We start from the raw sequence: 13,699 nt of genomic DNA on the forward strand, positions 1-13,699 counted from the left end.
ACTTTAACCCTAAACTATACGCACAAACAGTAACGGACTAACCCTATCAGACTCTTGATGTATTCCGAGGTGGAACATCGGGTAGCAGCAACATACAGCAGATTCGATGTTGATGAGGTACAGCAGCTGATTGAAAAAAGTAATGAGTAATGAGTAATGAGTAATGAGTAATGAGTAAGAAATTTACTTATTACTCAGTACTTATTACTTATGGTGTACCTCACTTACTTCAAAAGTGCTGTATCAAGCAAGATATCAGGTAATCAAAAAAATATCAGTTTCAAGTTGTCTTTATTGAATCAATGATGTTATCTTGATGAACATTACTATTCATTTAGAGTAAGTCAGCCTAATCCAACAGATCACAGTATGTCATGTTGGAGCGGAGGAACCACATTTTTGGGGCGTATCCTGGAGAGAGGCGCAAGTCAAGAGTTACAAGAGAAAGGAAATTCCATCCTAACTCCCGACTCAAAACTCAGCACTCTCATTGGAAGGGCAACTCTCAGCCCTAGCCCGTCAGCTAACTTCGTAGGCATTGAGAGGAGACTGAAGAGACAGCATTTTTAATGTTTTGCTCTCATCAGTGTCCGAGGCTGGTACTGCTCGGTTTTTTGTACCTGCACTTAACTCTGTTGAGGTTGCACCAATGATATTGCAATTAAATTTAGCAGCGATCGCAGCTGTTACAACTCAAGCTGTCTGGAAAAAAACCAAACCCGTAATTATGCGGGATGTAGTCCTATTACCTATTGTTGGTTTTTTAGGAATTATCTTGCTGTGGTGGGTTATAGCACTCTTGAACCACGAGTTAATGCCCACACCACCAGAAGCCCTAGCCGCTAACTTAGACTACATACTCAACCCCTTCTATGAAAGAGGCCCCGGTAATTTAGGTATTGGCTGGTTATTGCTAGCTAGCTTGCGAAGGGTACTCATAGGCTTTGCCTTGGGTGCAGTCGTAGCTATACCTTTAGGCTTTTTGATTGGGATGTCTAGACCAGCCATGCTAGCATTCAATCCTCTAATTCAAATTTTCAAACCCGTATCACCCCTAGCTTGGCTACCCATAGCCTTAGCCATTTTCAATTTAGCAGATCCCTCCGCCATTTTCGTCATTTTCATTACCTCCCTCTGGCCAACCATTATTAATACAGCCCTAGGAGTTGCCAGCGTTCCCAAAGATTATATAGATGTTGCCCAAGTCCTAGAAATACCCCATTGGCGGCGAATTATCAAAATTATCTGGCCTGCCAGTTTACCCTACATTTTCACAGGCTTAAGAATCAGCTTAGGAATTGCCTGGCTAGTCATAGTTGCAGTAGAAATGCTCACAGGCGGAGTAGGTATAGGCTTCTTCGTCTGGGATGAATGGAGTCGTTTAAACCTGAGTTCAGTCTTCCTAGCCGTCTTCATCATCGGCCTAACCGGACTTATTCTAGACTTCGCCGTGAGCAAACTGCAAGAACTAGTTACCCATCGCCCCATAGCGTCTAAATGAAAAACTCTCATTTTTACAACACTTCCAGACGCAACCTCTCTCTGCGCCTCTGTGCCTCTGTGCCTCTGCGTCTTTGCGTCTCTGCGTGAGCTAATTAAACATTGAACGCCACATGAGTAACCATAACTGGACAAGACGGAACTTCATCAAAAGCATAGGAGTAACCACAGCCGGACTGAGTCTATCCGCCTGTAATATATCAACAGATAGAACCGCCAAAGCACTGACAGAAGAAGCCTTAGCAGTAGAACCACTAGTCAGATCCCAAGACCTAGAAAAACCCAACCTCGTTGTTGGATACGTTCCCGTTAATGATTGTGCGCCATTTGCGATCGCCTGGAAAAAAGGCTTCTTTCGCAAGTATGGCTTAAACGTCCAACTCAACCGCGAAGCCAGTTGGGCTACCTCCCGCGACGGCTTAATATTTGGTCGCTTAGATGCCTCCCCCGTTGTTTCCGGTGCAGTCACCAACGCCCGTATCGGTGCAGAAGGCGCACGTCATGCCCCCCTATGTGCAGCCATGACTATTCACTGTCACGGTAACGCTATGACCATGAATAAAGCCATGTGGGATTTTGGCTTACGTCCCTGGTACGAATATCAACAACAATATGGCGACAGTGCCTTAGCAACCTTCGGTAAAGATTTTCGCGCTTATTTTGCCCAACAACCACCAGAAAACAAAGTCTGGGCTGTAGTTTTAAGTTCTTCGATTTATGAATACTTTATTCGGTATATATCTGCTGCGGCTGGTGTCGATCCTCTCAAAGAGTTCCGTGTGATTATTGTGTCACCTCCACAGATGTTAACTAACGTCCGAATTGGAGCGATGCAAGCCTATATGGTAGCCGAACCCTGGAACACCAGAGCCATTACAGGTAACGAAAACATCGGTTTCACTTTTGCCCAAGGTAAAGAAATTTGGTTAGGACACCCAGATAGATTATTAGGGGTGATGGAATCCTTTATTGATAACTATCCTAAAACCTATCGGTCTTTAGTCAAAGCGATGATTGAAGCTTGCCAGTATTGTAGCAAGCCAGAAAACCGTCAAGAAGTTGCCGAACTGATGACAGACCGTTCCTTTACAGGTGCAAAACCAAAAAATACCAATGCGGCAATTACCAAGTTGACCGCACCCGGCATTATCGGCAATTACAATTATGGCGGATTTGATGGCAAAAACCGCACTATCAACGCCGCAGATACCACGATTTTCTACGATATTCCTGAGAATCTACCCCAAGAACCAGGCGAACACTCAACATTTTTATGGAGATCGAGAAGTCTTTGGTTAATGACTCAAGCCGCCCGTTGGGGACAAATCAAGGAATTTCCTAAAAATGCTGAAAAATTAGCCGAGCAAGGTTGGAGAACCGATTTATATCGAGAAATAGCCAGCGAAATGGGCATTGAATGTCCCAAAGACGACTACAAAGTTGAGCCGGCAGCAGTTTTCATCGATAAAAAAAGCTTTGACCCTAGTAACCCTGTTGGTTATTTAAATAGTTTTGCCATTAGAGCCAACGCACCAACTCGTTTTTTTCTGTCTTGAAATTAATAGGAATAATTGACATGAAATCTACACATTTAACCTTCACGGCTGATCAACCAGCTATGTCTAGACCTAAGTTTTTAGAAATAGAAAATTTAGTCAAGTCTTATCCGACACCAGATAAAGGTAACTTTGTCGTACTTAATGATGTGAATTTAACCATTGGTGAAGATGAATTTATTTCAGTAATTGGACATTCCGGTTGTGGTAAATCAACTTTGTTAAAAATTGTAGCGGGTTTAGAAACAGCAACCTCCGGCTCTGTCCGCCTTGATGGTAAAGAAATTCGCAAGCCTGGTGCGGAAAGAATGATGATATTTCAAAACTACTCTTTGTTACCTTGGTTAACAGTAAGAGAGAATATTCGTCTAGCTGTCGATGAAGTGTTAAAAAATGCTAATCGGGCTGAAAAAATTAGCATTGTGAACGGACACTTGGCAATGGTAAACTTAACGGCGGCAGCAGACAAGTATCCTGATGAAATTTCTGGAGGTATGAAACAAAGAGTAGGCATCGCTAGAGCCTTAGCAATTCGTCCCAAAATGTTACTCATGGATGAACCTTTTGGCGCATTAGATGCCTTAACTAAAGGTAAATTGCAAAAGCAAGTATTAGATATTTGGGAAAATCATCGACAAGCAGTCATGATGATTACTCACGATGTTGATGAGGCTATTTATATGTCCGATCGCATCGTCTTAATGACCAATGGCCCAGCAGCTAGAATTGGTGAAATTTTAAATGTACCCTTTCCCCATCCACGGGATAGAGCTGCTATACGAAACTCGAAAGAATACTTTGAACTTCGTAATCATGCCTTAAACTTTCTTGATAAATATTTTACTCACCAAGAGTGAAGTAGACTATGATTTTTGTAGTGGGTAGCCTAATTCAAATTCAGTCAAACTAAATTTGAAACGGAGAAACCAAATTATGGGGCGCATCTTATAGAGAGTGAGCAATTTCAGAGTGTAGCTAATTTGAAAACTATCACTCATAAGAGAGACACCTTCCAGTCTTAGCCCGTCAGCTAACTCCGTCGGCAATGGAAGGAAATCCCAAAACTTTGGCTGTCATAGCAGTTGTTATTGGGGATTCCTAACGAATATTGGGTTATTCGTGTCTATCCTGCTTCTCATTTGTTGTTAGTTAAGTTTAGGAGAAGTCAAAGCTGTGAACATCAAGCCAATGTTAGCGCGCTTACAAAGTGCGATGGGTAGAGATGACTTAATCGAACAAATTCTTTTGTTACCAGAACCGAAAAAAGTTGATGAGCAGCAATGTCAACTAGGAAAATCGGTGAATTTAATTGTTGGTTATGATGCGTCTCCTAATAGTCATACCGCACTAGATATAGCTTTTTGGATTGCACATCAAACACGGTTAGCCACTAATCAAGAAGTAATAGTGCAAGCTGTTTACGTATTAGAAGAAACACATCATCATCAACATTCCAGGAGATTGAAACTAGTCCATAAATTACCAACATTAGAATCTTCTGTGACTGAAGTTTCTCACTCTACCACATCAGTATTAACTCAACCAAAAATACAGGGAATTGCACCAAATCCACAAAATAAGACCCTAAATTCCCTGCAAAAAGCCGATCAAATTCTTTGGCAAGCTAGGAGTTTAGCGGAAGAATGGCAAGGTTATTTTAAGTCACATTTGCGCTTTGGTGGCGTTAGTACAGAACTCAGGACAGTTGTACAAATTGAATCTGCTGATATCTTATTTTTGGGATGTCAATCTGTGTATCATCCCCTGATTCAACAGTTAAATTCAGATTTTCCCTGTGCTGTTGTAGGTATTCCCAATTGCATAGATTAATTATGGAATTGGGAATTGGGCATTGGGCATGGGGCATGGGGCATGGGGCATGGGGCATTGGGAATTGGGCAGGGGGCAGGGGTAGAAATTCTACCTTGTCTACCTTGTCTACCTTGTCTACCTTGTCTCCCTTGTCTCCCTTGTCTACCTTGTCTCCCTTGTCTCCCTTGTCTCCCTTCCAGTCTTTATCCCATTTGATACTCAGCTAGAAAAGATTCAACTTCAGCCGGGGTGGGTTGAGAAGCGATCGCACCTGGTTTAATGGTAGTGAGCGCGCCTACAGCACTAGCATAGGTAATGATCCTTTTTGCTGTGTCTGCATCCTTGAGGCTCTGGATACCATATTGACTCAGTTGGTGGATGAATCCTGCTAAAAAGCTATCACCTGCACCGGTGGTATCAGTTACAGACACGGTAAAAGCAGGTAAATTACCTTCATTCTCACCCAAGCAATAGGCACAACCATGTTCACCATCTGTAATCAGCACCCCTTCAATCGAATCTAGTCGGTAAGTAATAGCACCGGGGTCTGCGGTATCAAATAGCCATTCAGCCTCTTCTTTGGAGAGTTTGAGAAAATCAATCCGTTTGAATGTAGCTTGGATTTTCTGCCGAGCAATATTTTCATCTTGCCAAAAGACGGGCCGCCAGTTGACATCTAAGACAATTTTCAAATCATACTGTTCTGCCAGTTCTAGAGCGCGATGAGTTGCCTGTTCAGTTTCAGGGTAGGCTAGTTCCAAAGTACCCAAAACTAGAAACTCTGCATCTCGAAATAGGGACTCTGGCAGTTGTTTGGCTTGTAGGCGAGTATCAGCAAATTCGGCAGTGTCATATTTACCAAAGCCAGCAAAATGGCGATCGCCTGCTAGATTTCGCACCACATAAACTTGGCGCGTTGGTGCAGTAGAATGACGTTGCACACCCGTTGTATCTACACCTACTGTTTCTAATAACTGCACAAGTTGATTACCTGGTTCATCTTCTCCCACTGCACCAATAAATGCGGCGGGAGTTCCCAACTTCACTAAACCACAAGCTACATTAGCTGGCGCACCACCAGGGTAGGGAGTCCAGGATTGTACTTCTTCTAACTTTAGCCCTAACTGATCAGCTAAACAATCAAATAGAATCTCACCTAGGCACAAAACACGGGGATTACTCATGTAATTTTCGGCTTTCAAGGGTACTGCTCTTGATTATTTTAAAATTTTGCTCATCCTTTATTAGTATTTTGATGTTCAATTTCTAGGTTCATAGTATCGACAGCTTTCACAGGGGCCATGAGGGTTAATAGCACAACGGAGATAACCAGAACGAGCATTAAATTTGCAGCTGATATCCCCAATCAGGAAACCTACTCCTTCTAAATAATAGCGATCGCCTTCCTCTGTGGGAAGATGTTCTTGTATCCTGACTCTGGCAGCATGAATAGCTGCTTGCCGCAACCGTGAACGTATGCGCCATCGGGTTTTACGCATCACCCACAGAGAAAACAGGGAGGGTAACAAACCAATAGTAATGAGCAAAAATGTTTTGAACACCTGCTGTCAAACTCTTTTATCTGATGTTGAGCGATCGTCCTGTTGCCTTTAATTCTAATAGATTAGTGATGGTTGTAATTAATTGATTTGGGTCAATAGGTTTAACCAAGTGTTGCTCAAATCCCGCTTCCAGAGCCGCTTGACGGTCTTCTTTCCCAGAAAACGCAGTCAGAGCGATCGCTGGTATATGGCCTCCCTGTTGGGCTTCCATCCTGCGTAATTTCCTCATAAGAGTGTAACCATCTTCATCTGACATTCCTATGTCACTAATGAGAATATCTGGTTTTGATTCTGGGATAATTGCTAATGCTGCCTCACTTGATGCGGCAAAATTGGCGATCGCTCCATACTCCTCTAATAAGTACACTAAAAAATTCCGGGTATCAGTTTCATCATCGACAATTAACACTTTCACACCTTGGAGAGCAGTGGTATTCATCACTAAAGACTTTTTGGGGGAATCAGCCATTGCATCTTGACTACTATAAATCAGTGGTAGCCGGACGGTGAAGGTTGCCCCTTTTCCTTCTCCTGGACTGTCTGCGGTAATTGTGCCGCCATGCAACTCTACTAAATGCCTGACGATCGCTAGTCCCAATCCTAGCCCATTGTGCGATCGGGTGGTCGTGCTGTCGGCTTGGCGGAAACGCTCAAATACATTGGGGAGAAAATCCTCATCAATGCCAATACCTGTATCTATGACTTGAATTTGAGCGTAAACGGAAGATTTAGGGATACTCAAAGCAATATTAGTCTTATTGACTGGTAAAAGTTCCCCCTGCACTGAGTTTTCTGGTTCTATCCCTGCTAGATGAATTTCTACCTTGCCTCCTTCTGGTGTAAATTTAATAGCGTTGGTGAGGAGATTCCAAATAATTTGCTGTAACCGGGCTGGATCACCACAGACTGAACCTAATGTATCGTCCAGATAAGTATGTAATTGAATACCTTTGCTATCAGCCAGGGGGCGCACTACTTCTAAGGCTGCTGTAATCACTGTCATGGGATTGACAGCACACAAATTTAGCCGCAACTGACCCCGAATAATCCGTGAGATGTCTAAAATATCTTCAATTAGCTGTACTTGAGTATTGGCATTGCGTTCAATGGCTTCTATGGCGCGGGCTGTGGCTTTTTCATCGAGTTTTTTCGCCCGGAGGATTTTTGACCAACCTAACATAGCTGTTAGGGGAGTGCGGAGTTCATGGGATAGCACCGCCAAGAACTCATCTTTCATGCGGTTGATGGCTTCAGCTTCTTGCCTAGCGGTTTGTTCCTGAATTACTTGGGCGCGGATTTCTTCAGCTTGCTTGCGGGCTGTAATATCTTCTAGTGTGCCAACGTAGCCTAACAATTTTCCTTGCTGAGAAACCATCGGCGAAGAACGCACCTGTACCCATCGCCGACTGTCATCAGTAGTTTGAAACTGAAATTCTTCTGAGTAATCCCCACCTTGTTGAATATATTTAGACCAAGTGGCGATCGCTCTATCTCTATCTTCTGGATGAACTGACTCTAGCCATCTGCTTTGTAAACTGGCGGCACTCAAACCACAAATTGTCTGATAACGAGGATTACTATATTTACAATATCCTGCTGTATCGGTTTCAAAAATACCTACAGGGGAACAATTACTTAAACATCGGAATTTCTCCTCACTTTGCCTTAATTCGGCATTCATGGCGGCAAGTTGAGCGGCTTGATTTTGGACTGCTTGAGTTTTCTTAAACAGTTCTACAAAAACAGCTACTTTAGATACCAAAATATTCGAGTCTATGGGTTTGAGGAGATAATCTACAGCCCCTAAAGCATAGCCCTGAAATAACATTTGGTCGCTGGTACTAAAGGCAGTCAAAAAAATAATTGGTGTTTGACGTGATCTTCCCCGGCTGCGAATCAGGGTGGCAGTTTCAAAACCATCCATCCCCGGCATTTGCACATCCAACAAAATTACCGCAAAGTCTTGATGCAGCAGACACCTTAAAGCTTCCTCTCCGGTAGTCGCTCTCACTAGATTTGCTCCCAAATGCTCCAAAATCGCCTCTAGTGCCAGCAAATTTTCTAACTTATCATCCACCAGGAGGATGTTTACTTTGGATTCGGGCTGCATCATTTCAGTTCCCTGTAGAATAACAAAGATTAATGAGTAAATGAGATATCTTTGGTAGTGGCAAAATCCAATCTACTACTACATCAGAAATAGCGGCGGCAGGCATAATTGGGCTGTGGGCGGTGCTTGGATCTTCTACGATGGTTATACCTCCTCTGGCTTTGATTTTTTTTAGTCCTTGTCTACCATCCTCATTTGCCCCTGTCAATATTAGACCTATGACACCTTCAGCATATATATCAGCTACCGATTCAAATAGTACATCTATAGATGGTCTAACATAAGAAACGAGTACATCAGTAGAAAGAGCGAAATAACCACGTTCTACTAATACATGATAATCTGCGGGGGCTAAGTATATTTGTCCTGGGATAATTTCATCTTTATCTTCTACTTCTTTGACAGGTAATAATGTATAGGTTTGTACTAACGCCTTGAGACTTTTTGCAGAGTCTTTGTGACGATGCTGCACAATCACTATCGGTAGGGGAAAATCTAGCGGTAAATCACCCAGAATTATTTTTAAAGCAGATAATCCCCCTAAAGAAGCCCCAATCACCACAATTTTAAAGCTCATTAATTGAGCCTCCGGTAGAGCTTTTCACCTTGAGCTATTTCTTCATAGTACTGCTCATAAGGGGTAAATCTGACTGATTCTTGTCGTCCTAAACCTAAAATACCAAAATTACATAAACTGTTATAAAACAATGTATGTACTTGTTTTTGTAGTACCTGATTGAAGTATATTAAAACGTTGCGGCAGAATATCACATTAAATTCGTTAAAAGAACTATCTGTAGCTAGATTATGCTGGGCAAAAATTACATTTTCTCTTAATGAAGCTCGAAAAATTGCATGATCATAAGCGGCGGTGTAATATTCAGAAAAAGACAACTTGCCCCCGGCTTTTAAATATAGCTGGGTGTACTCTTGCATAAGTTTGAGAGGAAAAATACCACTTTTGGCAGTTTGCAAAACTTTTTCATTCGTATCTGTTGCATATATCCGACAACGATGATATAAATTTTCCTCTTGGAGTAAAATTGCCATCGAGTAGACTTCTTCCCCAGTAGAACAACCAGCGTGCCAGATGCGAATAAACGGATATGTTCTCAGTAGTGGCACGATTTTAGTTCTGAAGGATAAATAAAAACTGGGGTCACGGAACATTGATGTGACATTGACTGTAAGATTCACTAAAAACCGATCCATAGAAGTGCGATCGTGTAGTAACTGTGCTTGTAGTGCAGAAATATTATTTAACCCCTGGGAGTGCATAAAACTGTGAATCCGTCGTTTCAGGGAAGCTAGAGCATAATTACGAAAGTCATAGCCGTAATACTGGTATAAACCTTCCAATAACAGCTGAATTTCAATGTCTTCTAAATTGGGTTTTGGCAAATTCATATAGCAATTTGATTTGATTCATGAACAACTGGCAGCTTTCAAGGGTAGGGGGCAGGGGGCAGGGGGCAGGGGAAGAATTATCTGTAGCCAGGATTTAGAGAAATGGTAGAACAAGTTGATTTATAGGTAATAACTAATACTCATTACTCATTACTCATTACTCATTACTCATTACTTATTACTCACTGATATTGGCTAACTGTTAAATCCATCACTAATACCTACCACCAATTGATATGGTATTTCACCAGAGATTTAACTGATAACTAATCACTGTTGAAGCAATTGTTTCCAAATATTACTAAAAGTAACAATATTTTAATTCTAAAAACAAAAAGAAAATAAAATAAATCCTTGCGCTGACAGAGTTTCAGAGTTTCCTTAATATTTTTTAACCATTTCTTTGGAGACAAAATTAAAATTGCACAAAATTTGCACAAACGGATTGCTTTAATCAAATTCAGGTTCAAAAAACCACTGCACTCTCTGCCCTGGATGAAGGGGATTCAGTTTCGGAGAAATTGATGATTGCCCATTTCATAATTTAGGGTTTTGAGTCTTAGAAAAATGGTTGTTGTAGATATTAGCAGTATTGATTGATAGCTGTGCCGTCGGTTAATTGCAGCTAGCTAACTGTGTGGGTTTGAATTAACCCTAATTTCCCAGTGAGTATAACTCCCTAGGTGCAGTTTAGTTGTGTTCTGATGATGGTGGAACTATTTGGCAATCAATAACTATGCTAAAGCGAATCAACAATCAGGCTTTGAACCAAATTGGAATCCACAGCATAGTAATAACTTAGGAGATGCTGGAATGCTTGACGCTTTTACTAAAGTAGTTTCCCAGGCTGATACAAGAGGCGCATACGTCAGCGATGCCGAAATCGATGCACTAAAAGAAATGGTTGCTGCTGGTGCTAAACGGATGGATGTTGTCAACCGGATTACCGGCAATGCTTCCACCATCGTTGCTAACGCAGCACGGGCATTGTTTGCAGAGCAACCCCAGTTGATTGCACCTGGTGGAAACGCTTATACAAACCGTCGCATGGCTGCTTGTTTGCGCGATATGGAAATCATTTTGCGCTATGTTACCTACGCTGTGTTTGCAGGTGATGCTAGCGTTTTAGACGATCGCTGTTTGAATGGTCTTCGGGAAACATATCAAGCTTTGGGTGTTCCTGGTGCTTCCGTAGCAACTGGCGTAAGCAAAATGAAAGAAGCTGCGATCGCAATTGCTAACGACCCCAATGGTGTTACTCGTGGTGACTGTAGCTCCTTAATGGCTGAATTGGGCAGTTACTTTGATCGTGCTGCTGCCGCAGTCGGCTAGTAAACTCCTCATCACTTCATTATTTCTACTTTCTGCCCCACAAGTTTACATATTTGTTGAAAGGATAATCAGCATGAAAACACCTTTAACCGAAGCAGTCGCTACCGCAGATTCTCAAGGTCGCTTTCTCAGCTCTACAGAACTTCAAGTGGCTTTTGGTCGCTTCCGTCAAGCAACTGCTAGCTTAGATGCAGCTAAAGGTTTAAGCTCTAAAGCACAAAGTTTAGCTGATGGTGCAGCTAATGCAGTATATCAAAAGTTCCCCTACACCACCCAAATGCAGGGTAATAACTTCGCTTCCACTCCCACAGGTAAAGCTAAGTGTGCGCGGGACATTGGTTATTACATTCGCATCATCACCTACTGTCTAATTGCAGGTGGTACAGGCCCTCTCGATGACTACTTAATTGGTGGTTTGGCAGAAATCAACCGTACTTTTGATTTGTCTCCTAGCTGGTACGTTGAAGCTCTCAAATACATCAAAGCTAATCATGGTTTGAGTGGCGATCCTGCTGTAGAAGCAAATTCCTACATTGACTACGCAATCAACGCTCTAAGCTAGAGGGTTTCCTGTTGCCCAGAACAACTCAAGGCTGTGAATGCTAATTTTTACTAGCGTAGACAGTTTTTTGGGGTTCTGGGCTTGTTTTTTCCTGGCAGAAATTAAGGAGATCAGTCATGACTAGTTCTACAGTAGCCAGCCACTTGGGATTTGAGCCATTTGCTAACACTGCTCCTACAGAATTGCGAGCTAGTGAGGATGTAAAAGCAGTCATTCATGCTGCCTATCGTCAAGTGTTTGGCAATGACCACTTGATGCAAAGCGAACGCCTCACCAGTGCAGAGTCACTATTGCAGCAAAATAACATCACTGTGCGGGAATTTGTCCGGTTGTTAGCACAATCTGAGTTATATCGGCAAAAATTCTTTTACTCCACACCCCAAGTCCGCTTCATCGAATTGAATTACAAACATCTGCTTGGTCGTGCGCCTGCTGATGAATCAGAGATTGCTTACCATGTCGATCTCTATACTCAGGAAGGATACGAGGCAGAAATCAATTCTTATATAGATTCACTGGAATATCAAGAGAACTTTGGCGAATTGATCGTTCCTTATTATCGAGGTTTTGAAACTCAACTAGGGCAGAAAACCGTCAGCTTTAACCGGATGTTTCAGATATACCGGGGCTATGCTAATAGCGATCGCGCCCAAGGTAAAAATAAATCTGCGTGGTTAACTGAGGATCTAGCTCGGAATTTGGCTAGTCCAGTGCAGACCCCCAGCTTCGGCCGGGGACTGACTGGTACTGTGGCAGGCGATCGCGGACAGCTTTACCGCGTGCGGTTTATGCAAGCAGATAGAGGACGCACTCCCCAAATCCGGCGTAGCATGAGTGAGTATTTAGTCACTTATGACCAACTCTCACCAACCCTACAACGGCTCAACCAAAGAGGTAGCCGAGTAGTAAATATTTCTCCTGCCTGAACCAATCAACAATTTGCAATATTAAGTTTACAAGGAGAATTATTAGATGGCAATTACCACCGCCGCATCTCGTTTGGGAACTACGGCTTTTGACCAAGCCAGCCCAATTGAACTGCGACCAAACTGGACACCAGAAGATGCCAAGATTGTCATTCAAGCAGTTTATCGTCAGGTCTTAGGCAACGATTACCTGATGCAGTCAGAACGTTTGACTAGTCTAGAGTCTTTACTCACCAACGGTCAAATCAACGTTCGAGATTTTGTCCGAGGAGTTGCTAAATCAGAATTATACAAAACCAAATTCCTTTACCCCAATTTTCAAACTAGGGTAATTGAGTTGAATTGTAAACATTTGTTGGGACGCGCTCCCTACGATGAGGCAGAAGTAATTGAACATCTCGATCGCTACCAAAATCAAGGTTTCGATGCAGACATCGATTCTTATATCGATTCTGTAGAATATGATACCTACTTTGGTGATGCGATCGTTCCCTATTACCGTGATCTCGTCACCACCGGAGTTGGTCAAAGAACCGTTGGCTTTACCCGGATGTTCCGCCTTTATCGGGGTTATGCTAATAGCGATCGCGCTCAATTATCAGGAAATAATTCTCGTTTAGCTGCTGACTTAGCCACAAACACTGCTACAGCTATCATTGCTCCTTCTGGTGGTAGTGAAGGTTGGGCTTACCAACCCTCCAAACAAGGAACTGCACCAAGTCGCACCTTTGGCAGATCCTCACTGGGTTCTAGCGCACGTCTCTACCGCATTGAAGTTACGAGTATCAGTTTACCCAGATATCCTAAAGTTCGTCGGAGCAATAAAGAGTTCATCGTCCCCTACGAACAGCTATCTAATACCCTCCAGCAAATTAATAAGCTAGGCGGTAAGGTAGCCAGCATCACCATTGCCCAATAGGAGATAGAACACA

The 13,699-nt window shown here is 42.6% G+C and carries 14 protein-coding genes and 2 riboswitches; of the genes, 9 read left to right on the forward strand and 5 right to left on the reverse strand.

The genetic code is table 11. From position 1 onward, the window contains the following. Nucleotides 1-336 precede the first annotated feature (336 nt). Nucleotides 337-553: riboswitch (cyclic di-AMP (ydaO/yuaA leader) on the forward strand. Nucleotides 554-649: 96 nt separating this feature from the next. From ntrB to ACPZ3T_RS18175, 5 genes are all read left to right on the forward strand, one after another. Then, a complete protein-coding gene (ntrB, locus tag ACPZ3T_RS18155; protein ID WP_490270865.1) occupies nt 650-1,501 on the forward strand; it encodes a nitrate ABC transporter permease in 852 nt (283 codons plus the stop codon). A 112-nt stretch (nt 1,502-1,613) separates the two neighbouring features. Next, complete coding sequence (locus tag ACPZ3T_RS18160) at nt 1,614-3,056, forward strand: ABC transporter substrate-binding protein (RefSeq protein WP_490270866.1); 1,443 nt, start codon at nt 1,614-1,616, stop codon at nt 3,054-3,056. 20 nt (nt 3,057-3,076) lie between these two features. Then, nucleotides 3,077-3,913: an ABC transporter ATP-binding protein gene (locus ACPZ3T_RS18165; RefSeq protein WP_490270867.1), complete on the forward strand. Its 837-nt coding sequence runs from the start codon at nt 3,077-3,079 to the stop codon at nt 3,911-3,913. A 16-nt stretch (nt 3,914-3,929) separates the two neighbouring features. Next, a riboswitch (cyclic di-AMP (ydaO/yuaA leader) is annotated at nt 3,930-4,116 on the forward strand. Between the two features lie 113 nt (nt 4,117-4,229). Beyond that, nucleotides 4,230-4,886: a universal stress protein gene (locus tag ACPZ3T_RS18170; RefSeq protein WP_490270868.1), complete on the forward strand. Its 657-nt coding sequence runs from the start codon at nt 4,230-4,232 to the stop codon at nt 4,884-4,886. A 2-nt stretch (nt 4,887-4,888) separates the two neighbouring features. After that, a complete protein-coding gene (locus tag ACPZ3T_RS18175; protein ID WP_490270869.1) occupies nt 4,889-5,095 on the forward strand; it encodes a hypothetical protein in 207 nt (68 codons plus the stop codon). On the opposite strand, the gene ACPZ3T_RS18180 is transcribed toward ACPZ3T_RS18175, so the two are convergent. The 5 genes from ACPZ3T_RS18180 to ACPZ3T_RS18200 all read right to left on the reverse strand — a co-directional run bounded on the left by ACPZ3T_RS18180 (nt 5,072) and on the right by ACPZ3T_RS18200 (nt 9,947). Beyond that, nucleotides 5,072-6,052 carry a carbohydrate kinase family protein gene (locus ACPZ3T_RS18180; RefSeq protein WP_490270870.1) on the reverse strand — a complete coding sequence of 327 codons (981 nt, stop codon included), beginning with the start codon at nt 6,050-6,052 and terminating at the stop codon, nt 5,072-5,074. The two genes, ACPZ3T_RS18175 and ACPZ3T_RS18180, sit on opposite strands and share 24 nt — an antisense overlap. A 75-nt stretch (nt 6,053-6,127) precedes the next feature. After that, nucleotides 6,128-6,430, reverse strand: coding sequence for a DUF6464 family protein (locus ACPZ3T_RS18185; protein WP_490270871.1), 303 nt, complete (start codon nt 6,428-6,430; stop codon nt 6,128-6,130). A gap of 16 nt (nt 6,431-6,446) precedes the next feature. After that, nucleotides 6,447-8,540, reverse strand: a complete 2,094-nt coding sequence (locus ACPZ3T_RS18190; protein ID WP_490277261.1) for a hybrid sensor histidine kinase/response regulator — start codon at nt 8,538-8,540, stop codon at nt 6,447-6,449. A gap of 4 nt (nt 8,541-8,544) precedes the next feature. Next, complete coding sequence (locus ACPZ3T_RS18195; RefSeq protein ID WP_490270872.1) at nt 8,545-9,117, reverse strand: chemotaxis protein CheB; 573 nt, start codon at nt 9,115-9,117, stop codon at nt 8,545-8,547. Further along, nucleotides 9,117-9,947, reverse strand: coding sequence for a CheR family methyltransferase (locus ACPZ3T_RS18200; protein WP_490270873.1), 831 nt, complete (start codon nt 9,945-9,947; stop codon nt 9,117-9,119). The genes ACPZ3T_RS18195 and ACPZ3T_RS18200 overlap by 1 nt, the downstream gene beginning before the upstream one ends. Nucleotides 9,948-10,760: 813 nt before the next feature. Between ACPZ3T_RS18200 and cpcB the strand changes: the two genes are divergently transcribed. From cpcB to ACPZ3T_RS18220, 4 genes are all read left to right on the forward strand, one after another. Next, a complete protein-coding gene (gene cpcB / locus ACPZ3T_RS18205; protein ID WP_490277262.1) occupies nt 10,761-11,279 on the forward strand; it encodes a C-phycocyanin subunit beta in 519 nt (172 codons plus the stop codon). 73 nt (nt 11,280-11,352) lie between these two features. Then, nucleotides 11,353-11,841 carry a C-phycocyanin subunit alpha gene (cpcA, locus tag ACPZ3T_RS18210; protein ID WP_490270874.1) on the forward strand — a complete coding sequence of 163 codons (489 nt, stop codon included), beginning with the start codon at nt 11,353-11,355 and terminating at the stop codon, nt 11,839-11,841. Nucleotides 11,842-11,957: 116 nt separating this feature from the next. Further along, a complete protein-coding gene (locus tag ACPZ3T_RS18215; protein ID WP_490270875.1) occupies nt 11,958-12,767 on the forward strand; it encodes a phycobilisome rod-core linker polypeptide in 810 nt (269 codons plus the stop codon). Nucleotides 12,768-12,813: 46 nt separating this feature from the next. Next, nucleotides 12,814-13,686 carry a phycobilisome rod-core linker polypeptide gene (locus ACPZ3T_RS18220; RefSeq protein ID WP_490270876.1) on the forward strand — a complete coding sequence of 291 codons (873 nt, stop codon included), beginning with the start codon at nt 12,814-12,816 and terminating at the stop codon, nt 13,684-13,686. Nucleotides 13,687-13,699: the final 13 nt, after the last annotated feature.

This window comes from Aliinostoc maniaoense, assembly GCF_058172895.1.